Source organism: Thermoproteus thermophilus (assembly GCF_055392855.1).
In genome coordinates this window covers 986,838-1,011,504 of the sequence record NZ_AP042466.1, presented here as the reverse complement: position 1 = coordinate 1,011,504, position 24,667 = coordinate 986,838, and the positions used below count along the sequence as shown (strand labels likewise).

Below are 24,667 nucleotides of genomic sequence, written 5' to 3'. Positions count from 1 at the left end.
ATAACCATACCGATATATCGGGACCATGAAGCGCGGCGTCGCCTTCTCGATAATACTGCTCTCGAGCTTGATGGTGGCGATAGACTCCACCATAGTCGTGTTGGCGTTGCCGACTATAATGGCCGACCTTAAAGCGCCTTTGGACCTAGTCGTCTGGTCCATAATATCGTATATACTGGTCGTCACCGTGTTGTCGACGCAGATGGGCAGACTGGGCGATCTGAGGGGAAAGCCCTTGGTGTTCAACATGGGCATGTTGATATTCGGCATAGGCAGCGCCTTGGTGGGCGCCTCTGTCAACGTCGCCGAGCTCATAGCGTTCAGGATCGTGCAGGCGGCCGGCGGCGCCATGATGATGGCCACGTCCATGGCCCTCGTATCGGACTACTTCCCGCCGGAGCGTAGGGGCTGGGCCTTCGGCTGGACCTCGGCGGTGTGGAACCTAGGCGCTGTGGCGGGCATATTAGCCGGCGGCCTTATAACTACGTATTTGGGGTGGCGTTGGAATTTCTACATCAACGTCCCCATAGCCGCCGTCGGGTTCGCCCTTGGGCGCCGGTACTTGGAGGACTTAGGCGAGAGAACGCCGAGAGGCTTCGACGTTATCGGATCTCTTTTGTTGGGCGCATCGCTGGCGCTCTACTCGTTGGCGGGTCTGGACTTCGCGGCCTCGGGCCTCACAAATTCGATATTTGTCGAGGCCATCGCGGCGACTCTACTGCTCGCGATATTCGCGTTCATAGAGGCCAAGGCCGACGAGCCGATAATCCCGCCGGGGCTCGTGAAGACTAAGATGTTCACGCTCTCGGCTCTGTCGTTGATGTTGCAGACCACGGCCAACTACGCCACGTTGTTCCTCCTAACCATGTACCTTCAAGGCGTCCGGGGCCTCGACCCGTTCTCGGCCTCCCTATGGCTCATACCCGGCTACCTCCTGGGCAGCCTGATGGCGTCCATAGGCGGAAGGCTCGCCGATAAGAGCGATCCCAGGGCAATCGCCTCCGTAGGTCTCAGCACACAGATAGCGGCGTATCTCTTATTCAGATCCATCCTGGGCGTGAACACGCCCCTTTATTTAGTAACCGCTGTGGCAGCCCTTAACGGCATCGGCGCGGCGCTCTTCTTCTCCTCAAACGGCAAGCTGATTATGTGGGACGTGCCGAGGCGTTGGTACGGCGCCGCGTCGGGCACCGCTAGGACGCTTGGCAATATAGGCATGGTGCTGAGCTTCTCCATAGCCATAGCCGCGTCCTCGGCGGCGATCCCGCGCTACGTGGCCTTCCAGATCTTCGCCGGTCTGACCTCGTTGGACCCCCAGTACATGGAGCCGTTCGTGGCCAGCCTGCGCGCCGCGTTCACGGCGTCGGCCCTTATCATGGCCGCCGCGGCCGCGTTGTCATGGTCTCGTCTGAGACACCGATCGTAAGGACCGGAAGAGGGTATCTGGACATCGCCTTGAGGATCTTGGCTGAAAGCTACGGGAGAGGCTTGGAGTACGCCAGAGCTGTGGTCGAGGACGGCCTAGGCGACGTGGCCGTGGCGTTCATCGGCGACGCGCCCGCCGGCGCCGAGGTTTTCTATTCGGTTAAACTCGCCGCCAAGTTATGCGTCCACTACTACGTGGGCGTCCTCGAGCAGTACAGGAAGAGGGGCCTAGGAAAGGCCCTCGTCAGTGCTGTCGAGGGCTTTTGCCGCGCAGAGGCGTATGCGGCCACGACGACTGAGGACAACAACGCGGCTAGGGCCTTGTTCTCCTCGTTGGGTTATAAGGAGTACAAGTGGGAGGAGTTGGACAGAAGAACCAGGGACTTGTTGTTGAAGGCCACGTGCGGCTACGACGACGATATAGTGTTCGTGAAGGGGCTTCCGCCGAGGGAGCTCGCGAGGGCTCCTGGCGATGCGGAGCGGTTCGGCCGCAAGGAGTGCTATTTAGTCTGGCTACGCTTGAGGCGAGGTTTTTAATAGCGCCATATTATAGGCCATGGCCGAGGACAAAACCGCCTTGGCCGCACTCGTGCTAGCCGCCGTGGCGGTCGCCGCGGTGTTGATTATAATAGCTATGCAACAACGCCCCGTCGCTCCGCCCTTCCCGGCGCCGCAGAAGAAGTACATAGTTATAATACCCATGACTAGCCCGCTCACAAATTGTTGGGTGGAGCCCTTGCTCCCCAAGATCTTGGGCCTCAACTCGAGCGATGTCGCGGGCGTGATACTCTACGTGGACTCGCCGGGAGGCACCCTAGACGCCACCGAGGCCCTCTACGGCGCTCTCAAGAGGCTCGGCAAGCCCATATACGCTGTCGTGACTGGGCTTGACGCCTCGGGCGCTTTCTACGTCTCGATGGCCGCCAACGAGATCTACGCCTCGCCGGGATCGTTGGTCGGCAACATAGGCGCGTGGACCGTAATAGACCCGCGCGTCTTCTGGACCCCGATACCTCTAGAGGTCTTCCCATCGGGCTACGATAAGCTGTTCGGCATGTCCCTCTTCGGGTACTATAGGGCGATAGACCAAGCCGCGGCCAGCTTCCTCTCAGTGGTGCTCGAGAGCAGACGGGGCAAGCTAAAGGCTCCGGCCGATCTGCTCGCGACGGGCAGGTTGTTCACGGCCGAGGAGGCCCTTGAGCTGGGCTTAATAGACAAAATAGGAGGCCTCTCGGAGGCCGTGGCGGATATGGCCAGGTCGTTGGGCTTGACCTCGTACTCCGTGGTTTCTATATACTCTTACTACGGCATATCCCCGCCCAACTGTAGCGGTATCGCCGTGGCTCAAGCCAAGGTGCCGTTGAGCGTATTGCTGAACTCTACCCTTAACCCCATATTCTATATATATCCCGGCGCTGTTCAGATAGACATAAACGCTAGTGTAAATAAATATAAAGTGCCTCAGGTGAAGCCGACGGGCAGATACGTCGTCATGGACTTAAGCCACGGCAACTTGATCCCCGGCGTCTTCGTGCAAGACCTCGCGTCGAGGTTGGCGTTGAGGAACTGCAGCATAGCCTTCGCGACCACCAGCGACGAGCTCAAAACGCTTCTGCACAACGCGACGGGATTAATCATAGCGGAGCCCGCGGAGCCCTATTCCTCTTCTTCCGTCGACGCTATTAAGTCGTTCTTGTCCTCGGGCGGTCGGCTGCTTGTCTTCTACGACCCGAGGATCGCCAACTCCATATTCATCACATCGACGCCGCCATCGCCTATATATTTAGACGGCTTGTTGACAGCCTTCGGCATGTCGATCATGAACGGCTACCTCTACAACGCAAGCTCGGGCCTCGCCTCCACGACGAGCAACTGGCAATTTGTGACGTCCGCCTACGCCAACTCGACGGAGCTCGGCGATGGGAGATACGTCTTCTTCACGCCGGCGGCTATATCCGGATCCGGCGTCGGTATCTACGTAGACGTCGAGCTCCTCGGCTACGGCTCCGGCAGATACGCGGTGGTGCTCCAGAGGGGGAACGTGACCGTCGTCGGGACCATCACGTCGTTTCTGCCGTACTTCGTCGAGCTCGGCGACAACAAGGCCCTATTAGGTGACCTCGTCAAGTGGGTATGCCCGTAGGCTTTTTAGCGTATATAGTTCGATAATACGCCCCCGCCTTGACGATAAAGTTTATATAGGCCGGTATTCGTCCGGGTATGCCTTCGGGGACAATAAAGCCGTCTTGAGGTGCGTCGTCTGCGGGGCCGTCTACAGCCCCGACTATAAGCTCTTCAGATGCCCCAAATGCGGAGGCCTTCTCGATGTCGTCGTCGAGGACAAGTACTGGGCGCCGAAGGGCTCGGGCATTTGGCGTTACGCGACGATGTTGCCTCTCAAATCCGGCGTGACTATAGGCGAGGGCAGAACTCCTCTTATCGAGTCGAGGCTCAAGAAAGGCCTTTTCGTCAAGTTCGATGGGGCTAACCCCACGGGGAGCTTCAAGGACAGAGGCATGGCCTTGGGCGTGACCGTGGCCAAAGAGGCCAACGCCGACAAGGTCGTCGTGGCCTCCACCGGGAACACCGCGGCCTCGGCCGCCGCCTATGCGGCTCGCGCAGGGCTGAAGGCCTACGTGGTGTTGCCCAAGGGCTATGTGGCTAGGGGGAAGCTGGTACAAGCCGCGCTCCACGGCGCAATCATAATCGCCGTTGACGGCTACTTCGACAAGGCCCTCGAGCTAGTGTTAGAGCACGGGACCAAACACGCCTATCCTCTCAACAGCTTCAATCCCTGGCGCCTCGAGGGCCAGAAGACAGTCGCCTTCGAGATATACGAAGAGCTAGGATGTCCCGACAACGTGGTGGTCCCCGTGGGGAACGCCGGGAATATATACGCCATTTGGAAGGGGTTCAAGGAGCTGGGCGAGTTGGGCTTATGCCCCAAGTTGCCGAGGATGATAGGCGTACAGGCCGCAGGCGCTGCTCCCCTAGCCCGGGCTTGGCGCGAGGGGCTCAACTCGCCGCTCTTCGTGGACGCGCCCAACACCATAGCGTCAGCTATAAGGATAGGCCGGCCCGTCAACTGGGTTAAGGCTTTTATAGCCGTAAGGGAGTCTGGCGGGATGTTCGTGGAGGTCGACGACGGGGAGATCTTGCGGGCGCAAACCGCCTTGGCCAGAGCCGATGGGCTGGGGGCGGAGCCTGCGGGGGCCGCGTCGGTGGCCGGCGCCTTGGCCTTGGACCTCCCGGGCATCACCGTGGCCGTCGTGACGGGCCATGCGCTCAAGGACCCCGACATCGTCGAGGTGAAGACGATCTCCATCTCTTCACAAGAAGAGCTCGTCGCTCTATTAGGGCGATGAGGGCCGTCGTAAAGATAGGGGGTTCCCTCCTCAGAGGCGCCCAGCACTTCGTCGAGGCCGCTAAGTTCTTGTCCACTTTCGAGTCCCCCGTGGTCGTCGTGTCTGCAGTGAAGGGGGTCACTGATATGTTGATAGAGCTCTACAAGACGAGGAGCGAGGGCCTCTACGAGACCATAAAGGACATACACGTCGAGATAGCTAAGAGGCTCGGGGTCTCGGGCGTAGACCCGCTCTTGAAGGAGCTCAAGGCGGCCTTGGACTTGCCGGAGGGCCCCGACGTCTTGGACTACTTCATGTCGTTCGGCGAGCGCCTCTCGGCCACTATAATGAACGGGCTACTTAGGAGAATGGGGCTGGACAGCAAGCTGTTCGTGGCGCCGATAATAACCGACGATAATTTCGGCAACGCCAACCCGCTCGACGACAAGAGCTTGGCGGCCGAGATAGATTACCACGAGGGGATAGCCGTGGTGACGGGCTTCATAGGGCGGACTAAGGACGGCAGGTTCACCACGGTGGGCAGAGGCGGCAGCGACTACACCGCGACATTCCTCGCGAGGCTCCTCGGCTACCGCCGGGTCGTCCTAGTCACCGACGCGCCGGGCGTCATGACCGCCGACCCTCAAGAGGTGCCCGAGGCCAAGATCTTGCCTATGATGTCAGTCGAGGAGGCCATGGAGGCGGCGAGGCTGGGCGCCAAGAGGATGCACCCGCGCACCTTCGAGCCGGTGACCGGCGGCATGTACGTCGAGGTCCGCAACTACTGGAGCCGCGGCACGGTCATAGGCAACTTCTACGCCCCGCCGCCGTATAAGGTAGTCTTGAAATATGGCGAGGGCTCTTGCGTGGTCGGGCTCGAGGCTGAGGAGATCGTGAAGCTAGGCGGGGAATATGTGGGCAGATTCTCGGCGTTTGTCCCCATGCCCCCCAAGTGGGCCCACGACCTCTTCGTGAAGCCCTACTTCGAGAAGTTGTTATGGACAAACTAAAGGTATACGTAATAGGCGCCACGGGCCTCGTCGGGCAGCGCTACGTGCAGCTGTTGGCGGAGCATCCGTGGTTCGACCTAGTGGGCGTGGCGGCCTCCGAGAGGAGCGCCGGAAAGAAATATGGCGAGATAGGCTGGGTGTTAGAAGCGCCGATGCCGGAGAAGGTCGCGGAGCTCAAGATCGATAAGCTGGACGTGGACGCGGTGCCCAAGGTCGATCTGGTCTTCTCGGCGCTTCCGTCAGAGGTCGCCGCGAGGGTTGAGCCCGAGCTAGCTAAAAGGGGCTACGTAGTCGTGAGCAATTCGAGCAACATGAGGCTCGAGCCTGACGTGCCCCTCCTCATACCCGAGGTGAACCCGGAGGACCTCTCGTTAATAAAGGAGCAGAGGATTAAGCGCGGTTGGAGCGGCGCTGTGTTGAAAAAGCCCAACTGCAGCACCACAATCCTCGACCTCCCGCTCAAGCCCGTCTTGGACGAGTTCGGGATATCGAGAATCCACGTGGTGACGATGCAGGCGGTGACGGGCGCCGGCTATTCGGGAGTGCCCTCTGTGGCGATAATAGATAACTTGATACCATATATCAAGGGAGAGGAGGAGAAGATAATAAACGAGACCAAGAAGATATTCAAAAAAGATTTAGAGGTCTACGCCACGACTACCAGAGTGCCCGTGCTCGACGGACATACGGAGGTCGTGTACGTGGACACCGTCAAGGACTTCGACGTGGAGGCCGTGGTGGAGTTGATGGCCAAATTCAAAGGCTTGCCGCAAGAGCTAGGGCTCCCCACGGCGCCGCCTCAACCGATCGTGCCGAGAGCTGGGCCCGAGAGGCCGCAGCCGAGGCTCGACAGAATGGCGGGGAGGGGGATGTCGGTGGTGGTCGGGCGCGTGAGGAGGCTGGGGCCCAAGAAGTTGGCCTTCGTGGTGCTGGGCCACAACACCATCAGGGGCGCGGCCGGCAACGCGATATTAGCAGCCGAGTTGTTAGTGAAGATGGGTTATTGACGCTCTAGCCACCTATACGACCTCGAGAAGGCCGCCGATCCTATTATCGTAGTTAATAAAGCCATGAGCACCAACGCCGTAAACTGCTCTACGTCTAGTATGCCCATGTTGAGCCCAAGAGCCGCTATGGCTAACCCGGTCTCCCCCCTCGGCGTCATTCCCACGGATATAGCCAAAGCAGCCCTAATGTCTTTGACGTAGAGATACGCGAAGGGGAAGACGCCGGCGATCTTGAAGAAAAAGGCTATAGCGGTGAGGACGAGGCCCATGATGAACCCGCCAACGCCTGCGCCGAAGACATCGCTCTTAGCGCCCACCACGACGAAGAACACAGGCCCGAACACCTCTAGAAGCGCGTCGGTCAACCTCTTTATATTCTCTCTGCTCATGCCCTCGGCCACGGCCACGCCGGCGATGAAGGCGGCTATTATGGGCGAGAAGCCCAGCGTTATCATAACCGTCGTGAGGCCGAAGATCACCAATAGGGAGAACTCGTAGGAGTACTCGTCCTTAACCCTCTTGCCCACCAGCTTCAACGAGGCCAAGGACGTGGCGAAGACGGCTGCCCAAGCCGCCGTGTAGATCGCCGCCATCCCGATCGCCTCCGACGTAGATATATGGCCCGTCGCCACGACGACGTTGATTATAGACAACATCACGAAGGTGATCACGTCGTCTATAGCAGCGGCCACGGAGAGGTAGCCGGCGCCCCTCCCCTTCACTCCCACCTCGAGCAGTATAGCCGAGGCGGCGGCTAAGCTAGTAGCGGCTAAGCCGGCTCCTATATAGAGAGCGCTGTCGCGGCCTAACGCGGCGCTATACGCGAAATACCCTGCTAGAAAGGGCAATAGAGCCCCTAGGGCGGCGCCCGCAAAGCCCAACAAGCCGGCCGACTTGAGCGGCGCGAGCCCCTCCTCCAAGCCCGCGGCGAAGATTATCAAGATCACCGAGAACTCGGCCAAGAACTCCATATAGTCGTTTATCTGAAATATCGGGACGTGCAAAATCCCGTTCAACAAACCGCCTAGGGATGTCGGCGATAGGATCACCCCCGCCAAGATGTCGCCCACCAGCCCGGGCATTTTGGCCTTCCTCAGAAGATATCTGAGAACCGCCGCGAGGAACAACAACAAGGAGAGGTACAACAGCGTCGAGTATATCGCGTTCATTTACGTGTACGAAGGGCCTTCATGACGTCGTTGAGCAAAGCCAAGCTAGTCTCGAGCCTGCCCGCGCCCTTGCCGTAGACTCTGACTTGGTTGACCTCCGTAGTTATCTCAACTGCGTTGGTCGTATAACGGGCCAACAAGAGGGGGTCGTCGGGCTCTAGCCTAATCGGGGCGACGCGGGCAGTCAATCCCGGCTCGAACTCGGCCACGTATCTAGTGAACGGGCCGAGGTAGCGCAGGGGCTCCCGCCTCACTTGGCCTAAGGCCAGCTTGGCCCCCAACGTGTTGGCCAATATGACCAGCTTCGCCGCGGCGTCGACGCCCTCTAGGTCTATAGCCGGGTCGGGCTCGACGTAGCCCTTGGCCTTGGCCTCCTCGAGTGCTTCCTCGAGCCTCAGCCCGTCCACGTCAACCCTCGTCAATATGTAGTTAGTGGTGCCGTTCAGGACGCCGCGTATGCGGAGCAGCCTCTGGCCTCTGAGGCCCTGGGCTAGGTCCACCACGGGCGTCCCGGCCATGACGGTCGCCTTATAGAAGACCGGCTTCCCCTCGAACTCGGGGAAGTACAAGGCCAACGGAGCCTTATTTGCGGTGACCACCGACAAGCCCGATTTGAGGGCTAGGCGATACGCCGAGGCGGCTGGCTCGCCGTTGGAGTAGTTGGGGGGGCTCACGTCGACTAACACCTCGGCGCATCTGAAGGCCTCCTCCAGCGAGGCCCGGACGCCCACATTGGACGCGGAAACGCCTCCTCTGGGAGTCCTCAAAAGCGCCTCGATCTCGTCCCTCTCGAAGCCGCCGCACTTCATGACGCCGCCTTTGCTGTCGAAAACAGCCGATATCCTCAAGTCGGTCCTGGAGTATAAGACTTCGGCGAAGGTCCTCCCGACTCCGCCGAAGCCGTAAAGCGCCAGCACAAGCCGTCGCTCATCCCTCTTTTAAGCTTTGATCTTGCCCGCGCGCACTAGGGACAGAGCCGTCGCGGCTAACGAAACTGCTGAGAATAACTCCATCGAGGACCTCACGACCGAGAGGACGTCGTGGGCGGACATCTGGATATACGCGGTCGCGGCCATGCTCAAGGACTGGCCCACTAGCCTCGCCACTGCTACTATGGCCGAGGCCATGCCGTGGTGTCTGGGCTCCACCGAGTTTAATATAATGTTGGTATTAGGCGATATGAAGAGGGCGAAGCCGAGCCCTAAAAGAGCCAGCTCCAACTCCAGCGTAGGCAAGGGCGTATTGGCCCCTATGGACCTCATCAGAAGTAGGGCGGCGGCCACAAGGCCCATCCCTATCGACGAGATTACGCCCGGCTCCACGAAGTCTGACAGAAAGCCCGATAAGGGCGCGAAGATCGCCATAAACACCGGTTGCGGGAGCAACAAAAGGCCGGTGTAGGCCGGAGTGATGGCCCTCAGTTGTTGGAGATATAGGCTGAGCACATAGACCACGGCGAAGGTGGCCATGTAGCTGAGCGCGGCCGCCGCGACCGCTGTCGTGAATCGAGCTCTTCTAAATACCGAGAGGTCGAGGAGGGCGGCATCCGCTTTGCGCTCGTAAAGGGCAAATAGAGCCAACAAGACAACGCCTATCGCCGCGGCGTACGGGCTATACGTGATCCCCCACACAAACAACACGAGCGATGACGTGAGCAACAACGCTCCCAAGACATCGTATTTGCCCTCGCCGATTTTGCCCGCCTTTATGTCCCTCGAGAGCGCGAGCGATATGGAGCCCAGCAAGATGTTGACCAAGAATATGTACCGCCAATTGAGTTGCGCCAAGGCCCCGCCTATGACAGGGCCGCTGGAGAGGCCTGCGTACACGGCCAAGACGTTGAGACCCACGGCCTTGCCGCGCTCGCCCGGCTTGTACATAGACGCAAGTATGGCGTAGTTCGTGCCGAATATCATAGAGGCGCCCACTCCCATGGCCACGGCGGAGGCCATGAGCAACGCGGGCGTCCACGAGGCGAGGGCAACGGCTGAGGAGACTGTTATTACTAATAAGCCCAGTTTATACACGCGCGAACGCCCCAAGAGGTCGCCGATTCTCCCCATGGGTATTGCGAGGGCGCCGGCCGAAAGAGCCAACGCCATTTGGAGGAGGGCCACGAAGCCCTTCCCGGCCCCCATGGACGCGTATATAGCCGGGGCGACCACGTTTATGGCGTTGCCTATATACGGCATCACGAAGCTGCTCACCGCTATAGAGGCGAGGCCGGCGGCGCGGCTCATAAGAATTAGCAAATTTATTATAGTTTATGAAATCGCTTTGGCTCAAAATGGCCGTAGCCGGCGCATTGGCCGTGCTGGCCGAGTTCGCGGTCGTCTACTTCTTGTTTTCATTGTTCTCGTTGCCCCTATGGATACTCGCCGTGGGCCTCCCGCTCTTTTGGTTGTTCCAATGGCTCCTAGCGCCGACGCTGATAGGCAGGGGGGCGCGCGAGGTCACTAACGACCCGGCCTATTCTTGGTTGAGCGATATAGTCCGCGAAATAGCGGAGAGATCCGGCGTCAGGCCGCCCAAGGTCTACATCACAGAGGATCCGTTCCCCAACGCGTTCGCCTTCGGCAACCTCGTGCAAGGGAGGGGCGTGGCCGTGACGAGGCCGTTGTTGGAGATACTGAACGAGAAGGAGCTATACGCGGTCTTGGCCCACGAGGTGGGGCACGTGAAGCACTTCGACATGGAGGTCGTCCTAGCGCTGGGGCTGATACCGTCGGCGTTGGGCTCTATAGGCGGGTTCTTGATGTACTCCGGACAAGCCTTGTTGTTCGCCGCGCTGGATGAGGCCGTGTTGCTCGGCTTGATCATGCTCGCGATAGGCTTCCTTCTCGTGGCCGCCACATTCTTCATACAGATTTTCGTCCTCTGGTTCAACAGGCTGAGGGAGACATACGCCGACCTGCACGCCGCGCGCCTCCTAGGCCCCGCCGCGGCGGACTTAGCTAGGGCTTTGGCGAAAATACAGATCTACATGAGCAACGTGAGGGTGGACCCCTTTAGGGGGATCGTCTTGACGGTGCCTCCTATGAGGATTAGGGAGAGCGATCCGGACGAGCTCTTGCAGAAGTGGTCGAGGGAGGGGGCTTCCGCGCTGGCGGACCTCTTGTCGACACATCCGCATCCCGCCAAGAGGGTGAGGAACATCTTGGCGTGGTCTAGCGCCGGGCCGCGCTGATATTAACCGAAGCTGATTTATGTTGATGTAAACCCTCCCTCGTGGAGATGAGGGTGAACCTCCTCGCCGCTCTGGGGCCCGATATAGGCCTCCTCGGCGAGATCGCCGCCATGCGCGTCCTGCCGGGCTCGGCCAGAGGCGAGGCCGTCGCCATGCTCCTCGAGGGGCTTTTGACCTATGACAAGTTGCCCGATATCGAGATGAGGAACTTAGGGCGTATGTGGAGGGGCTACGTGTCGGCCTTCATCGAGGGGAGGTGGCCCCTTCATAAGGGCTGGTTCGTCCCGTCCATAGGCCCCGACGGCTATAGGCTCTTCTTGGACCCGCCAAAAGGCCTCGTCAAATACGTGGGCAAAGACGACGGCCGTTTCCTCGCCGTGTTGAGGACAGGCCTCGGCGAGTTGGCCAGCTACGTCAAACACGGAGTAAAGCCGGAGCACGTGGTCGGAGCCGACTTCGCCGAGGAGGAGCGCCGAGCAGCGCTCAAGCTCTACGAGCGGGCCAAGGATCTGCCCGAGGAGGAGCAAATAGAGGTCGTCGAGACGTTAAAACGCGTCGATTTGATCTACGAAAAGGGCGGGGAGTTATACCACGTGGAGGTCAAGACGGGGTTCAAGTTCAAGCCCTCTAAGATCAGGAGGAAACAGATGGTGTTGGAGGCTAGACAAAAAGTGCTCGGGGCGTTGGGCTTAAAGCCGGCGCTGGTGTATGTGACCCCGGGCGATAACTGGGAGGTCGAGGTGAGGCTACTTATTTAATCATTTACTCTTGAATTTCTTCAAACGCAAGTTCTTGCTCCCGCAACGTCTACACTTAACGGCCTCGGGCGGGTTCCTCGCGCCGCAGTTCCTGCAGATCTTGTAGTTGAACCTGTGCTCGAGGACTATCCTCAGCTTCTCGGGATCTAGAGTGACGGGCATGCCCTCTGCCCGGCACCGGTTTTTAAGCTTTACAAGGCCGTTGGCGGCTCTACAACGGCGCGGCGAGGCTCGAGGCGCTCGCCTAGGCGATCTAGACGGCCGCCTCTCAAGACGGCTCCACGTCTATGGCCTTGACGGGACAAGTCGTCATGCCGCGGATCGCCTCGGGCACGAGCTCGTCGGGCACCTCCCCCACGTAAGGGGAGCCTTTCCGGTACTTGGGGTCGAGCTCGGCTTTCCCCTCGGCCCCCTCGACGAAAACGCGGGGGGCCAACACGTAGCAGAGCCCGCAAGAGAAACACTCCTCGGCCTTGATCGCGACCTTCGCCGTCATCTCCTTACGTAGAACTTAGGCGGATCTATCCTCTCGCTACGGCACCTCGGGCACTTAGACGGCTTCTTGAGCTTCTCCCTATCTCTGAACTCGTAGCCGCAGTCTCTGCAACGCGCCGGCGTCATCTCGAGCCTTAGCCCCTGCCTCTTGAGGGTCTTCGCCACATGCTCTAACTCGTCGTAGATCTCGGAGGGCTTGAGGTCCAAGCCGGCCAAATCCCTTATCTGGTACACGTCCAAAGGCCTCTCGGCGGATAGGAGAACTCTTATTATCCGCTCTCTGTCGGTCAGGAACTCGCTCATTTAGTTGCGACGGCGCTCTGGAGCCAGAGGAGCTTGTACTTGCCGGCGCTTTTCAACACGGCGAACGTGAAGATGTGCTTATCGGCGCTTCCGCCGTAGCTGGCCTCCACCCTCAAGAAACGCGCCTTGTCGGGCGACTCGGCGGGGTCCACGTTGGCGTCTAGGTACAACACGTCCTTGGCCTCGAAGCCCGCGGCCGCTAGCCTGTTCTTGGCGCACTCGGCGAGCTGGTCGGGGGCGTCAACCACGCACGGGTTTTTGTCGAACTCCTCCTTGGCCCTCCCGTGAAGGAGGGAGATCTCGGCGGACATGTCGAGATCTACTGTGCGGTATTTAAATAATGACGATCTTGCGATCTAAGTGATGTCGCTTGCAAGGGCTGACGCGTGAGGAGACCGGGCTCTCTGAGCTTTTATAAATGGGCGCGTTAAGGGACATGTGTCTTAGCTTGACCATACCCAGCGGCGGCCTGAACACAGCGGCCGTGGCGTTGATCTTAAACGGGAGGAAGTTCCTAGTGGTCAAGAGGGCGGAGAGGCCGGGGGATCCTTGGTCGGGACAAGTGGGCTTCCCGGGCGGCCATTGGGAGGCGGGCGAGGACCTAATGGGCACGGTCAAGAGGGAGGTGAGGGAGGAGGTGGGGCTAGAGCTCGATGCGGCGAGTTTCAGAGGAGTGATGGATCCCGACTCGCCGATGAACGCGCCGAGCCTTCGCGTCTACCCCTTCGTCTTCGACGTACCGCAGATCGCCGAGTTGAGGCTGAGCGATGAGCTGGCGGGGTACAAGTGGATCTCCAAGGACGATTTAATCGAGGTCGAGTGGCGAGGGAGGCCGGCCTTCAAAGTCGACGATTGGATCATCTGGGGTCTGACCTACCGTTTTATAAAACGCGCTATTTCTTGCGGTATTATATATTAACCGCGCGGTTCTCCTCGTGGAGGCCATAACCTCGACGGAGATGTACGTAGCGGACAGAAACGCCGAGTGGCTAGGGGTGACCCGGCTCGTGCTCATGGAGAACGCGGGAGCCTCCGTGGCCAGAGCCGCGTTGTCCAAATTCCCCGAGGCCAAACGCATTTTGGTGGTGGCCGGCACCGGCGATAATGGCGGCGACGGCATGGTGGCGGCTAGACACCTCCACGGCGCTGGGAAGGAGGTGAGGGTGATCGTCTTGGGCGAGCCGAGGGAGGAGTTGGCGAGGGTGAACCTCGAGGCGTTGCGGAGGACCATGGTGGAGATAGCCGTGGCGAACACGCCTGAGGAGCTCCTTGCATTGCAGGGCTGGTTCACGTGGGCCGATTTGATAATCGACGCGGTTCTGGGGACCGGCATAAGGGGAAAGCTGAGGGAGCCCCATTCGACTGCGATAGACCTCATGAACTTGTCGCCGGCTCCCAAGATAGCAGTGGACGTGCCCTCGGGCCTCGACCCCGACACCGGCGAGGTGAGGGACAAGGCGGTGAGGGCCGCGGTGACCGTGACGTTCCACAAAGCCAAGGTCGGCCTCTTGGCCGAACAAGCGAGGATATACGTGGGGGAGCTAATCGTCGAGAAGATCGGCATACCGCCCGAGGCCGAGCTGTACGTGGGGCCTGGGGACTTCCGCCTTTTGAGATTCGCGAGGAGGGCCGACTCGAAAAAGGGCGATCACGGACGCGTGCTCGTGGTGGGCGGATCCGCCGAGTATTCGGGAGCGCCCATATACGTGGCGCTGGCGGCTTTGAGGGTCGGCGTAGACTTAGTGGTGCTCGCGGAGCCCGAGCCCGCGGCCGCCGCCGCCAAGGCCTATTCCCCCGATCTGATCGCGGTGCCGCTCCCCGGCGATAGGCTCAAGCCGATTCACGTAGACAAGGTGCTCTCGTTAGCCCAGAAAGCCGACGTAGTCGCCATAGGGCCGGGGCTAGGGACAGAGCAAGAGACCCAAGAGGCCGTCAAGGAGATCTTCCGCAAGCTGTCGGGCAAGCCCTTAATCGTCGACGCAGACGCCATCAAGGCGTTGCCCGGCGCCAGAGCCTCAGGCTCCGTGGTCTTCACGCCCCACGCCGGCGAGTTCAAGGCGTTGACGGGCCTCGATCCCCCGCGGGATCTCAAAGAGCGCATCCGCGCCGTAAGGGAACAAGCCGGCAAGTTGGGCGCCGTGGTGCTCCTCAAGGGGCGATTCGACGTCATAAGCGACGGCAAGAGGGTCAAGGTGAACATCACGGGCACTCCCGCAATGACTGTCGGCGGGACCGGCGACGTCTTGACGGGGCTCGTGGCTGGGCTCGCCACTAAGACCAACGACATGTTCGTCGCGGCGTCCGTGGCGGCGTTCGTCAACGGCCTCGCGGGGGAGGAGGCCGCCAAGGAGCTCGGCTTCCACATAGCCGCTTCTGATTTAATAAAGTATATACCAGTTATAATTAAAAGGTTTGCTGATGAAATCATCAAAGGCTAATCAAGGTTAATTTTTTATAGAGCATCGATCTCAACGCCATGCGTTTTTCTAAGGCTCTCGCCGAGGCGCGGCCATGAGGCCCAAGGAGGAGAGGCTCGACAACGGGGTAGTGTTGGTGGTGGACCCCTATCCGTCAGCGCTGGCCTCAGTGGTCGTGGGAATAGGCGTTGGCTCTCTCTTCGAGCCCGAGGATGAAGCCGGTTATTCCCACTTGTTGGAACACATGCTCTTCTATGTGCCCGGCCTCGACGTCGATAAGGCCGTGGAGCTCCTAGGAGGTGAATCCAACGCGTTCACCCACCGCTCGATGGTGGTCCTCACGTTTCAGTCCTTGGCCGAGGGGGCGCGCGGCTTAGTGGAAATAGCGGCTAAGATCGTCGCCAACGACGAGTACGAGGAGGCGCGTTTCGAGAAGGAGAAGGGAGTGGTGTTGTCTGAGATTAGGATGAGCGAGGAGAACCCCAGCGAGAGGATCGGCGATTTGGGCATGTCCTCATTGTTCGGCGACAGCGCTTGGGGTAGACCCATAAGCGGCTCGCCTGAGGTCATCTCCGCGGCTACGTTGAAGGAATTGATGGAATTTAAGGAGACGTGGGTGGCCCCCGATAATTTAGTAGTGGCGCTGGCGGGAGGCGTCGGCGAGGATGCCGTGAAGAAGGCCGAGGAGGAGTTCTCGCGCCTCGAGGGCTCTGCGCCCCGTAAGGCGGTGCCAGAGATGGGGCGCGGGCCGCTTCTGCTCAAGGAGGCCAGGAAGGAGATAGACGGAGTCTACTACAGCTACGCGGTGAGGGTAAGGCTCGACGACGCCTACTTCCGACTGAACGCCGCGGCCTTCCACTTGGCCTCTGGCACCAAGTCCTTGTTGTTCGAGGAGCTACGCAACAGAGGACTGGCGTACTCCTACTACGTCGATTTCGACTGCGCTGGCCGCGACGGCTTCCTCCAAGTAGTGGTCGAGTCGGCGCACGATCTAGAGGCCGCGCGGGCCGTGGTGAGGGACCTCTTGAGGAAGCCTTGGACTCCGCCTCCTCATAGGCTCAAGTACTTCTCCTATGAGTGGAGGAAGGGGATGGAGGCGCCGCTTAATAGGGCGTACGCATACGTGGAGGCGTTGATGAGGGGGCTAGATCCCTCCTCTATAAAGGACAAGATGGAGGCGGCAGTCGCCGAGGGCCTATCGGCCTTGGCCAACGCCGTGGAGTACGACGCGGAGGCCTACTTGACGCCTGAGTGACGACGCCTCGAGCTTATATATAGACACAACGTATTGGTCGTGTCCTGCGAGGAGGAGCCCATTGGCGCGCATCACTCGCTGATAGGCCCTAGGCTGGTCATAAAGGCCAGCACGGCGAGGAGGCTCATCGAGGCCCACTACGGCGTGTACGGCCACGCCACGGTGGAGCTGTGTAAATGGACCAAGGACGCCTTGGAGGGGAGCGGCTCTTGCTACAAGGTCAAGTTCTACAACGCGCCCGCCGGCGGGTCCCACAGATGCGTTGAGATGAGCCCCGTGGGGATGATCTGCAGCAACCGTTGCGTCTACTGTTGGCGCCCGACACAGGAGTACGACTCGATCGCGGTTGAGGAGTGGTGGACTATGGAACCGGAGGAGATCGTCAAGGGAGTATTGGAGGAGAGGAGGAGGCTCCTCTCGGGCTATTGGGGGCACGAAGGCGCCAAGGAGAGGGTCAAGGAGGCCTTGGCGCCCACGCATTGGGCCATATCGCTATCGGGCGAGCCCACTTTGTACCCCAAACTGCCCCAGTTAATTAAGTTGATAAAATCCCTGCCGCACACAAAGTCGGTCTTCTTGGTGACCAACGGCCAACATCCCGAGATGTTGGAGAGGCTGATCAAGGAGGACGCGTTGCCCACCCAGCTCTACTTGTCCATGAACGCGCCCAACAAGGAGTTGTACTACCTCATAAACGTCCCCGTGATGAACAAGGAGGACGCTTGGGAGAGGTGGTTGAGGAGCCTCGACCTCCTCGCCTCTATGCCCACGAGGACCGTCGTCCGCATAACCCTCATAAGGAGCATGAACTACGACGAGAGGTATATACCGCTGTTCGCCCAGCTAGTCAAGAGGGGCAATCCCCACTTCGTTGAGGTCAAGAGCTATATGCACTTGGGCTATTCGACCCGCCGTTTGAGGAGGGAGGACATGTTGACGCATCAAGAAGTCGTGGGATGGGCAAAGAAGCTCGAGGAGGAGCTCGACCGCATCGGCGCCAAGTTCGCTTACATGGACGACGACGAGAGGAGCAGGATAGCCGTGTTGCAGAACATGGACAGATACGTGGACCGTTGGATCGTGCCGCCGGGGAGCGCCTAGCTGTTAGCGGATTTCAAGTATTTGGCGATGCCCCTGGCGGCCAAGACGCCGGTCGCCGCAGCGACGTTTATACCCCTCGAGAGCCCGGCGCCGTCGCCCGCCACGAAGAGGCCCGGCACAGTGGTCATCAAGTTCTCGTCCACGGCAGGCCTCGCCGAGTAGAACTTTATCTCGGGCGCGTATATCAACGTCTGGGGGCTCGCCACGCCGGGCGCCAGCTCATCCAGCTTCTTGAGCCCTTCTATTATGTCCTCGACCACGCGGTGGGGCAACGCCAAGGATATATCGCCCGGCGTGACGTCCTTGAGCGTGGGCGAAATGCTGGATCTCCTGATGCGCTCCCACGTCGACCTCTGCCCCCTCTCGAGGTCGTAGAGGCGTTGGATCAGAGGCTTGCCGCCCCCCAGCTTTGTGGCCAAACGGGCTATGGACTTGCCGTACTCGATGGCGTCCTCCATGGGGTTCGTGAGGCGCAACGTCACGAGGAACGCGAAGTTGGTGTTCTCGCTCTTCTTCTCGAGATACGTCTCCCCGTTAACCCCTATAGTCCCGTCGGAGTAGACCTCCTTGACCACGAACCCGCGCGGATTCGTGCAGAAGGTCCTCACCTTATCGTCGTATTTCGACGTGTAGAAGATCACCTTCGGGTCGTGCACTGCGTCGGTCAAGGGCTTCATGACTTGATAGGGCACCTCGACCCTCACGCCTATATCTATCGGCCCGAACTCCAGCCTCGCGCCGAGCCTCCTCAACGTCGAGACCAACCACTCGGCTCCTCCCCTGCCGGGCGCTAAGAGGACTGCAGGGGCCTCGAAGACGCCTCTGTTGGTCTTGACCACAAAGCCCTTGGAGCTCCTCTCCACAGAGAGCGCCCAAGTCGACGTGTAGAGCCTCACGCCGCGCTCTTCCAAGTACTGGGCCATGGCCTCCACCACTTTGCGGGAGCCGTCGGTGCCCATGTGCCTTTGCCTTATGGGGATTATCCTGGCGTTCACTCTAGCGGCTAGGGCCGAGAGCTTGTTTATGGCATCCATGTTGGGCTCGTAAATGTTATCGGGCGCTCCGAATTTGACAAATATAGAGTCAACGTAGTTTATCAGCTCCGTCGCCTTATCCCAATCGCCGAGCAGCTCGTGTAGGTCCCCGCCCACGTCCGGCCTGAGGTTTATGAGCCCAGAGCTGAGAGTTCCGGCGCCGCCGACGCCGTACATGATATGGCACGGGATGCAGAATGTGCATTTCTCCATGGGGGTCTGGAGGGGGCAAATCCTCTGGGACGCCCGTAACCCGCCGTCGATGAGAGCGATGCGGAAGCCGCCCATCTCGGCCAGCTCGTAAGCGGCGAACATGCCCGCGGGCCCCGCGCCCACTATAACGACGTCGAACTCGCCGACGTGGGCGTCCAAGGCCTTGAGCCGAGAGAGGTACTGCCCTATCACCGATCCCTCCATGATGTTTTTTAAAAATTTGCCGCAGTAAGTCGTCCAAGACAGCCGGCGCCCCAGAGTACCGAGGACGGAGCGCTCGGCGCGCGGATAAGTTTTTAAACATATGCTTAAATTTTAATGCAGATGGCTGTTAGAAGTTCTGCATTTGTTTAAACAAGCGCGGAGATCGAGGGACGACGAGGTCGGCCCTGCTAGAGGATATATAAGCCGAGCTTCTCGATCCTTCCGGTCCTCGGATCCACCACGTAGCCTAATCTCTCGAGCGCTTGGATGCCTATCAACACGTCGAGGGGGAGGCCCTCTAGTATCTCCACGAAGGCCTCCGTCTCCTCGCCGTTTATCTTAACCACAGCCACGGCGACTTCGACCTTGACAGTTCTGCCGTCAGCTAACGTCCTCTCCTTGATCCTAAAGGGCTTCAGACCCGCCTCGGCCGCAACTGACTTGTTGACGACTATCTCCCCGTTGAAGCCCGTGTCCACGAGCCCCTTATATTTCCTCCCTCCTATCTCCACCTCAACGAACGTGAAGCCCATGTATAGTCAGCTGTTATATTTCTTTGAAGCGCGCGGCCCACGCCGTAGTAGGGGTGGCGGCCGGCAATAAGCTTAAAAATTATGAAATATGGCTGAAACAGCCGGGGTGGCCGAGCGGCCCAAGGCGCGGGACTCGAGGCCTAGAGGCAGGACATCCCGTCCCCGCGAGGGGGCGTGGGTTCAAATCCCACCCCCGGCGTCTATTCTTCTAGTTGTGGCCATGCGATGACATAATTTAATAAGGACGGTGTAGCGATATGGTCCTCGCGTATCTCGTCGCGGCCGGCATGTCCAAGATAGGAAGGCGCGAGGAGACGTCGCGGGAGCTAGTCGTCGAGGCCTTCAAGGAGGTCCTAGACGTCGTCAGCCCCGACGTGATCGAGGCCGTGTACGTGGGGGTCCAGTCCGAGGTCTACGAACACCAGATAATGTACGGCGCGCTCGTGGCCGAGGCCCTAGGTCTGCTGCCTAGAGAGGCCTACAGAGTGGAGGCGTGCGCCGCCGCGGGGGCGTTGGCCCTCCACAACGCCGTGATGGCAGTGAAGTCGGGCCTCGTGGACGTGGCCTTGGCCGTGGGCGTCGAGAAAATGACCGCGAAGTCCACCGAGGAGGTGACAGACGCCTTGATGTCCGCTAGCGATCTCGTGGACCAGCTCAGCGGCGTGACCATCCCGGCCCACTACGCCATGGTGGCCAGGCGCTATATGTACCAATACGGCGCGACCGAGGAGGACCTCTGCGAGGTGGCCGTCAAAAACCACAGACACGCCTTGGAGAACCCGAAGGCCCATTTCAGGAAGGCGATAACTGTGGAGGAGTGCCTCAAGAGCAAGCCTGTAGCGACTCCTCTTAAGCTCTACGACTCGGCCCCCATCAGCGACGGCGCCGCCGTCGCCGTGGTCGCCTCAGAGAGGGCCGCGCGGAGGCTCGTCGACGCGCCGGTCAAGATATTAGCCTCCGCCGTAGCCACCGACACGTTAAGCGTATCGCAGAGGGACGACATGACGTGGCCTGCGGCCGTCTGGGAGGCGGCCCAGAAGGCCTATAAGCAAGCCGGCGTGGAGCCCTCGCGAATCCAAGTTGCCGAGGTGCACGACGCGTTCACCATAAACGAGATCCTCATGTACGAGGCGTTGGGCTTCGCCAAAAGGGGGGAGGGGTATAAACTCATAAGGGAGGGCCAGACCTACTTAGGGGGGAAGATACCGGTGAACCCCTCGGGCGGCTTAAAGGCGCGGGGCCACCCGATAGGCGCCACGGGGCTCGCCCAGATATACGAGCTCTATCTACAACTCACGGGGAGGGCGGGCAGGAGGGGGACCAACGCCGAGGTCGGAATAGCGGTAAACGAAGGCGGCGTCAACTCGACAGTCGTCGTGCACGTATTGGCGGTATGACCGTTGCCTTGTTCAAGGCCCTATCGGAGGGGAGGCTGGTGGGCTCCCGCTGCCCGCGTTGCGGGCTCCACTACTTCCCGCCTCTGCCCATGTGCCCGAAGTGCAAAGGCGATGTCGAGATCGTCGAAGTGCCCAAGAGGGGCGTCGTCTTGACCTACAGCGAGGTCCACGTCTCCAACGGCCTATACGAGCCGCCCTACTACGTCGCCGTAGCGCAATTCGGCAACTTCCGCGTGCCCGGACGCGTCGAGGGGAGAGTCGACGTGGGGGACGAAGTGGAGTGGGAGATAGCGGAGATAAAAAGGCCGCCGGGCCGGTGGTATGTATTCAAGAAGGCCTTACAGTAGCCTAATCTTTATTAGACATCGTAATCTATAGCCTATGGAGTTCTCAATATCTGGCGAGGACAAGATGTTCTTGGAGTCCGTGAAGGCCTTCGCCGAGAGGGAGATAGCGCCTAGGTGGGTGGACATAGACGAGAGGAGGTGGCCCATTGAGGAAGTCGCGGCTAAGCTCGGCGAGGCGGGCTTGCTCGGCATACCCCTAAGCGCTAAGTACGGGGGCCAAGAGGGGACTTTCCTACAAGCAGCACTGGCCGTGGAGGAGCTGGCCTACGCGGACCCCTCCTTGGCGACGCCCGTGTATGTGCTCTTGGAGACGGCGTGGCCTTTCGTGGTCCAGAGGTACGCCAAGGACGAGGCGAAGGAGGAGGTCCTCCCCGAGGTGGCCAAGGGGAGGGCCTTTATCGGCATAGGCTCCACGGAGCCGCAGGGCGGCAGCGACGTGGCGTCGTTCCAGACCAAGGCTGTCAGAGAGGGCTCGGTGTGGAGGCTATACGGCGAGAAGAACATGGTGACGGGCGTCACCACCGCGTTGGGCTTGCCCTACGGGGGCGGCGTCGTGGCCATAACGAGGACCGGCCGCCTGGAGGACAAACACAAGGGCATAACGGTGTTCCTCGCTCTCTTGAAGCGCAAGGGCAAGCGGATCGAGGGCTTCGAGCATAAGGACTGGGAGGAGATCGGCCGGCACGGCCTCCCCACGGGCTATTTGAGGTTCGAGGGCCTCCCGGTGGAGGACGCGTTCATGTTGGGCGAGTTGAACGGCGGCTTCAAGATAGCCATGGAGGGCTTCGACTTGGCCCGTACCGTGATAGGCGCGGCCTCAGTGGGGGCGACCAGGTGGTTGCTCGATAAGGGGCTCGAGTGGATAAGGCAGAGGTCCGTCTTCGGCAAGCCCATCGCGTCCTATCAAGCCGTGTCGTTCAAGTTCGCGGAGCTCTACGCCCGCCTCGAGGCGGCTAGACTCGCCGTGTACAAGGCCGCTTGGATCGCCGATAGGTTCTATAAGGGCGATGTCGCGTTCACCATCCGCGACGTGGCCACGGCGGGGGCCATCGCCAAGTACTTAGCCGTTAGTCTAGCCGTGGAGACCGCGCTCGAGGTCATGAAGTGGTTCGGAGGGGCCTCGTACTTCAAGGAGACCAACGTGGCGAGGGTACTCCTCGGCGCTCTCTCCTATTACGTGGGGGCCGAGGGGGCCGAGAACATAATGAAGTTGATAATTGCGAGAAACGTGGTGGGGAAAGAATATGTCTAACTATCCCCAGCTCTCCGAGGAGCACGCGCTCGTGAGGAAGACCGCTAGGGAGTTCGCCGAGAGGAGAGTCGCCCCAGTTGCCAGGAGAATAGACGAGGGCGAGTACCCCCGCGAGTTGTTGCGGGAGATGGGGGATCTGGGGCTCCTCGCCCCGCACATCCCGCAGGAATTCGGTGGCGCGGGGCTCGATTTCAGGAGCCTCGTGGTGGCGGTCGAGGAGATCGCCAAGGTCAGCCCGGCCTTGGCCACCATAGCCGAGGTGCAGGGGTCCATGATAGCTTGGAACCTCTACCACTACGCCACTGAACAGATCAGGGATAAGTGGCTGGAGGACGTGGCCAGGGGGAGGAAGATCGTGGCCTTTGCCTTATCTGAGCCTTGTTGCGGCTCGGACGCGGCGGCCATCCAGACTAAGGCCGAGCGGGTGGGGGGAGAGTGGGCCATCAACGGCGTTAAGTTGTGGATAACCTCGGGCCTATACGCAGACGCCTACTTGGTGGCCGCCAGGACGGGGCCGCCCGAGCTGAGGCATAAATCCATAAGCCTCTTCCTCGTGGAGAGGTCTTCGTGTATAGAAACATCGCCCGTCAAGGTGATGGGCGTGCACGGGACGGGCACGGCCGAGGTCAAGCTCAACAATTGCAGAGTCGGCGATGAGGCCCTCGTCGGCAAGCTCAACGAGGGCTTCCAAGTGGTCTTGGACGACCTAAACAACGGGAGGACTTGTGTGGGCGCCATAGGGCTCGGCATCGCCGAGGCCGCCTTCGAGGAGGCCTATTTCTACACCAAGAAGAGGACCGCGTTCGGGAGGCCTCTCGCGGACTTCCAGATAGTACAACACTATCTAGCAGACATATACGCCCGGGCCGAGGCCGTGAAACACGTCGTCTACACCGCCGCGCTCTACAGAGACTTGAAGGATTCGGCATTCCCCATGTACGCGCAACTGGCCAAGGTGTTGGCGTCTCGCTTAGCCGTCGACGCCACGAGGACCGCGATGCAGGTCATGGGGGGTTTCGGCTACTCCACCGACTCGAGAGTGGAGATGCTCTACCGCGACGCGAAGGCCACTGAGATATATGAGGGCGCCAACGAGGTCATAATGAACACGATATACAAGTTCTTGGAGAAGTTCCTTTAAATCGCCGTCTCTTTGTTTACATGTCTAAAAAAAGAGAGGACTGGCTAGACGCCCTCGAGATCGGCCCGTCCACTAGGAGGAAGCTCGAGGAGCTCGGCGTCATATCGCCGGAGCATCTGCTCGAGTTCACAGTCGACGAGCTCGTGGACGCAGGGATCGAGCCGTCGACTGCCGAAAGGATACTGGCCAAAGCCAGGGAGCTCCTCGGCAGAAGGCCCAAGGCGGTCAAGGCCTCTGAGCTCCTCAAAGCGCAGTACAAGGTCGTCAAGACCGGGGTTGCCGAGTTCGACGAGAAGACCCCTTGGGGCGGCTTGCGGGAGGCTTTCATCTACGAATTCGCGGGGGAGTTCGGCGCCGGAAAGTCCATGTTCGCCCACCAAGTGTCCGTGAAGTCCATCGTCGAGGGGTTCGGCGACGCGGTTTATATAGACACTGAAGGCACCTTCAACGCCGGCTTGGTCGAGAGGATCGCCAGGAGGTTCGGCGGCGATCCAGCGCACGTCCTAGACCGAGTGTCCGTCTACGTGCCCGACAACGTCTCGGCCCTAGAGGCCTTTGTTAAGTACGAGTTGCCAAAACACTTGAAAGAAGGAGCTAGGACTATTGTCGTCGACACAATAACGGCCCTTTATAGGGCCGAGTTCGTCGGCAGGGAGAGCTTGGCGGAGAGGCAACAACGCCTCCATTATCTGATCGATTGGTTCAGGCGCCATGCCAGGGTCTTCAACGCGCTTGTCCTCTTCACGAACCAAGTGATGGACGTGCCCGAGGCGTTCCTCTCCGGCTTGAAGAGGCCGGCGGGCGGCAACGTGTTAGCCCACGCGGTTAACGCCAGGTTCATGATGACGAGGCCCTCGAAACAGAAGGAGGAAGGCCATATGTGGCCCCTCGATGTGCCGGGCATGGCGCCCGACGTGAGGATACAGTATAGACTGTCAGACGACGGCGTGTATTAGAGGCGCGTCGCCGATGAGGGGGGGCACGCGTTTTCCCCCTCCTCGCGCCCGGCGTCGGCCGTTTCGCTTCGCCGTCGGCTTTCATGGAGCGGCAGTAGTCGTCGAGTGGGGAGCTCGCG

General features: G+C 60.1%; 26 protein-coding genes and 1 tRNA gene. 18 read left to right on the top strand and 9 right to left on the bottom strand.

Going from position 1 to position 24,667, the window contains the following annotated elements; translation table 11 throughout:
* Nucleotides 1-25: 25 nt before the first annotated feature.
* The 6 genes from ACZ5PA_RS05955 to asd all read left to right on the top strand — a co-directional run bounded on the left by ACZ5PA_RS05955 (nucleotide 26) and on the right by asd (nucleotide 6,786).
* Nucleotides 26-1,426 (top strand): MFS transporter, encoded by a 1,401-nt coding sequence (locus ACZ5PA_RS05955; protein ID WP_464929425.1) that lies wholly within the window; start codon nucleotides 26-28, stop codon nucleotides 1,424-1,426.
* Complete coding sequence (locus ACZ5PA_RS05950) at nucleotides 1,399-1,962, top strand: GNAT family N-acetyltransferase (protein ID WP_464929424.1); 564 nt, start codon at nucleotides 1,399-1,401, stop codon at nucleotides 1,960-1,962. The genes ACZ5PA_RS05955 and ACZ5PA_RS05950 overlap by 28 nt, the downstream gene beginning before the upstream one ends.
* 19 nt (nucleotides 1,963-1,981) lie before the next feature.
* The gene (locus ACZ5PA_RS05945) at nucleotides 1,982-3,568 is read left to right on the top strand and encodes a S49 family peptidase (protein ID WP_464929423.1); all 1,587 of its coding nucleotides are present in this window, start codon (nucleotides 1,982-1,984) and stop codon (nucleotides 3,566-3,568) included.
* 103 nt (nucleotides 3,569-3,671) lie between these two features.
* Complete coding sequence (gene thrC / locus ACZ5PA_RS05940; RefSeq protein ID WP_464929422.1) at nucleotides 3,672-4,790, top strand: threonine synthase; 1,119 nt, start codon at nucleotides 3,672-3,674, stop codon at nucleotides 4,788-4,790.
* Nucleotides 4,787-5,779: an aspartate kinase gene (locus ACZ5PA_RS05935; protein WP_464929421.1), complete on the top strand. Its 993-nt coding sequence runs from the start codon at nucleotides 4,787-4,789 to the stop codon at nucleotides 5,777-5,779. Before thrC ends, ACZ5PA_RS05935 begins: the two co-directional genes overlap by 4 nt.
* Nucleotides 5,767-6,786, top strand: coding sequence for an aspartate-semialdehyde dehydrogenase (gene asd / locus ACZ5PA_RS05930; protein ID WP_464929420.1), 1,020 nt, complete (start codon nucleotides 5,767-5,769; stop codon nucleotides 6,784-6,786). The genes ACZ5PA_RS05935 and asd overlap by 13 nt, the downstream gene beginning before the upstream one ends.
* On the opposite strand, the gene ACZ5PA_RS05925 is transcribed toward asd, so the two are convergent.
* The 3 genes from ACZ5PA_RS05925 to ACZ5PA_RS05915 are packed head-to-tail and all read right to left on the bottom strand — an operon-like array spanning nucleotide 6,780 to nucleotide 10,195.
* Complete coding sequence (locus ACZ5PA_RS05925; RefSeq protein ID WP_464929419.1) at nucleotides 6,780-7,955, bottom strand: cation:proton antiporter; 1,176 nt, start codon at nucleotides 7,953-7,955, stop codon at nucleotides 6,780-6,782. The two genes, asd and ACZ5PA_RS05925, sit on opposite strands and share 7 nt — an antisense overlap.
* The gene (locus ACZ5PA_RS05920) at nucleotides 7,952-8,872 is read right to left on the bottom strand and encodes a homoserine dehydrogenase (protein WP_464929418.1); all 921 of its coding nucleotides are present in this window, start codon (nucleotides 8,870-8,872) and stop codon (nucleotides 7,952-7,954) included. The genes ACZ5PA_RS05925 and ACZ5PA_RS05920 overlap by 4 nt, the downstream gene beginning before the upstream one ends.
* A gap of 21 nt (nucleotides 8,873-8,893) precedes the next feature.
* Complete coding sequence (locus ACZ5PA_RS05915) at nucleotides 8,894-10,195, bottom strand: MFS transporter (RefSeq protein ID WP_464929417.1); 1,302 nt, start codon at nucleotides 10,193-10,195, stop codon at nucleotides 8,894-8,896.
* Nucleotides 10,196-10,221: 26 nt separating this feature from the next.
* On the opposite strand from ACZ5PA_RS05915, the gene ACZ5PA_RS05910 reads away from it, so the two are divergent.
* Nucleotides 10,222-11,142 (top strand): zinc metalloprotease HtpX, encoded by a 921-nt coding sequence (locus tag ACZ5PA_RS05910; RefSeq protein ID WP_464929416.1) that lies wholly within the window; start codon nucleotides 10,222-10,224, stop codon nucleotides 11,140-11,142.
* Between the two features lie 47 nt (nucleotides 11,143-11,189).
* Nucleotides 11,190-11,900, top strand: a complete 711-nt coding sequence (locus tag ACZ5PA_RS05905) for a hypothetical protein (protein ID WP_464931229.1) — start codon at nucleotides 11,190-11,192, stop codon at nucleotides 11,898-11,900.
* Here the strand turns inward: ACZ5PA_RS05905 and ACZ5PA_RS05900 are convergent, their stop codons facing one another.
* The 4 genes from ACZ5PA_RS05900 to ACZ5PA_RS05885 all read right to left on the bottom strand — a co-directional run bounded on the left by ACZ5PA_RS05900 (nucleotide 11,901) and on the right by ACZ5PA_RS05885 (nucleotide 13,009).
* A complete protein-coding gene (locus ACZ5PA_RS05900; RefSeq protein ID WP_464929415.1) occupies nucleotides 11,901-12,062 on the bottom strand; it encodes a 50S ribosomal protein L40e in 162 nt (53 codons plus the stop codon). It abuts the gene before it with no gap.
* A 106-nt stretch (nucleotides 12,063-12,168) separates the two neighbouring features.
* Nucleotides 12,169-12,396: a ferredoxin gene (locus ACZ5PA_RS05895; protein WP_464929414.1), complete on the bottom strand. Its 228-nt coding sequence runs from the start codon at nucleotides 12,394-12,396 to the stop codon at nucleotides 12,169-12,171.
* Nucleotides 12,393-12,698 carry a transcriptional regulator gene (locus ACZ5PA_RS05890; protein ID WP_464929413.1) on the bottom strand — a complete coding sequence of 102 codons (306 nt, stop codon included), beginning with the start codon at nucleotides 12,696-12,698 and terminating at the stop codon, nucleotides 12,393-12,395. The genes ACZ5PA_RS05895 and ACZ5PA_RS05890 overlap by 4 nt, the downstream gene beginning before the upstream one ends.
* On the bottom strand, nucleotides 12,695-13,009 hold the full coding sequence (locus ACZ5PA_RS05885) for a hypothetical protein (protein ID WP_464929412.1): 315 nt from the start codon (nucleotides 13,007-13,009) through the stop codon (nucleotides 12,695-12,697). Before ACZ5PA_RS05885 ends, ACZ5PA_RS05890 begins: the two co-directional genes overlap by 4 nt.
* A 125-nt stretch (nucleotides 13,010-13,134) precedes the next feature.
* Here ACZ5PA_RS05885 and ACZ5PA_RS05880 point away from each other — a divergent pair, with 125 nt between their 5' ends.
* From ACZ5PA_RS05880 to twy1, 4 genes are all read left to right on the top strand, one after another.
* On the top strand, nucleotides 13,135-13,617 hold the full coding sequence (locus ACZ5PA_RS05880) for an NUDIX hydrolase (protein ID WP_464929411.1): 483 nt from the start codon (nucleotides 13,135-13,137) through the stop codon (nucleotides 13,615-13,617).
* A 16-nt stretch (nucleotides 13,618-13,633) separates the two neighbouring features.
* Nucleotides 13,634-15,136: an NAD(P)H-hydrate dehydratase gene (locus ACZ5PA_RS05875; protein ID WP_464929410.1), complete on the top strand. Its 1,503-nt coding sequence runs from the start codon at nucleotides 13,634-13,636 to the stop codon at nucleotides 15,134-15,136.
* A gap of 73 nt (nucleotides 15,137-15,209) precedes the next feature.
* On the top strand, nucleotides 15,210-16,370 hold the full coding sequence (locus ACZ5PA_RS05870) for a M16 family metallopeptidase (protein WP_464929409.1): 1,161 nt from the start codon (nucleotides 15,210-15,212) through the stop codon (nucleotides 16,368-16,370).
* Between the two features lie 39 nt (nucleotides 16,371-16,409).
* Complete coding sequence (twy1, locus tag ACZ5PA_RS05865) at nucleotides 16,410-17,471, top strand: 4-demethylwyosine synthase TYW1 (protein ID WP_464929408.1); 1,062 nt, start codon at nucleotides 16,410-16,412, stop codon at nucleotides 17,469-17,471.
* Here the strand turns inward: twy1 and ACZ5PA_RS05860 are convergent.
* On the bottom strand, nucleotides 17,468-18,922 hold the full coding sequence (locus tag ACZ5PA_RS05860) for an NAD(P)/FAD-dependent oxidoreductase (RefSeq protein WP_464929407.1): 1,455 nt from the start codon (nucleotides 18,920-18,922) through the stop codon (nucleotides 17,468-17,470). The two genes, twy1 and ACZ5PA_RS05860, sit on opposite strands and share 4 nt — an antisense overlap.
* Before the next feature lie 188 nt (nucleotides 18,923-19,110).
* The gene (locus ACZ5PA_RS05855; protein WP_464929406.1) at nucleotides 19,111-19,455 is read right to left on the bottom strand and encodes a clan AA aspartic protease; all 345 of its coding nucleotides are present in this window, start codon (nucleotides 19,453-19,455) and stop codon (nucleotides 19,111-19,113) included.
* A gap of 100 nt (nucleotides 19,456-19,555) precedes the next feature.
* On the opposite strand from ACZ5PA_RS05855, the gene ACZ5PA_RS05850 reads away from it, so the two are divergent.
* From ACZ5PA_RS05850 to ACZ5PA_RS05825, 6 genes are all read left to right on the top strand, one after another.
* Nucleotides 19,556-19,654, top strand: a tRNA-Ser gene (locus tag ACZ5PA_RS05850).
* A 58-nt stretch (nucleotides 19,655-19,712) separates the two neighbouring features.
* Nucleotides 19,713-20,852 carry a thiolase domain-containing protein gene (locus ACZ5PA_RS05845; protein WP_464929405.1) on the top strand — a complete coding sequence of 380 codons (1,140 nt, stop codon included), beginning with the start codon at nucleotides 19,713-19,715 and terminating at the stop codon, nucleotides 20,850-20,852.
* Nucleotides 20,849-21,199: a Zn-ribbon domain-containing OB-fold protein gene (locus ACZ5PA_RS05840; RefSeq protein ID WP_464929404.1), complete on the top strand. Its 351-nt coding sequence runs from the start codon at nucleotides 20,849-20,851 to the stop codon at nucleotides 21,197-21,199. The genes ACZ5PA_RS05845 and ACZ5PA_RS05840 overlap by 4 nt, the downstream gene beginning before the upstream one ends.
* Nucleotides 21,200-21,233: 34 nt before the next feature.
* Nucleotides 21,234-22,451 (top strand): acyl-CoA dehydrogenase family protein, encoded by a 1,218-nt coding sequence (locus ACZ5PA_RS05835; protein ID WP_464929403.1) that lies wholly within the window; start codon nucleotides 21,234-21,236, stop codon nucleotides 22,449-22,451.
* A complete protein-coding gene (locus tag ACZ5PA_RS05830; protein WP_464929402.1) occupies nucleotides 22,444-23,592 on the top strand; it encodes an acyl-CoA dehydrogenase family protein in 1,149 nt (382 codons plus the stop codon). Before ACZ5PA_RS05835 ends, ACZ5PA_RS05830 begins: the two co-directional genes overlap by 8 nt.
* A gap of 20 nt (nucleotides 23,593-23,612) precedes the next feature.
* Nucleotides 23,613-24,548 carry an ATPase domain-containing protein gene (locus ACZ5PA_RS05825; protein WP_464929401.1) on the top strand — a complete coding sequence of 312 codons (936 nt, stop codon included), beginning with the start codon at nucleotides 23,613-23,615 and terminating at the stop codon, nucleotides 24,546-24,548.
* Nucleotides 24,549-24,667: the final 119 nt, after the last annotated feature.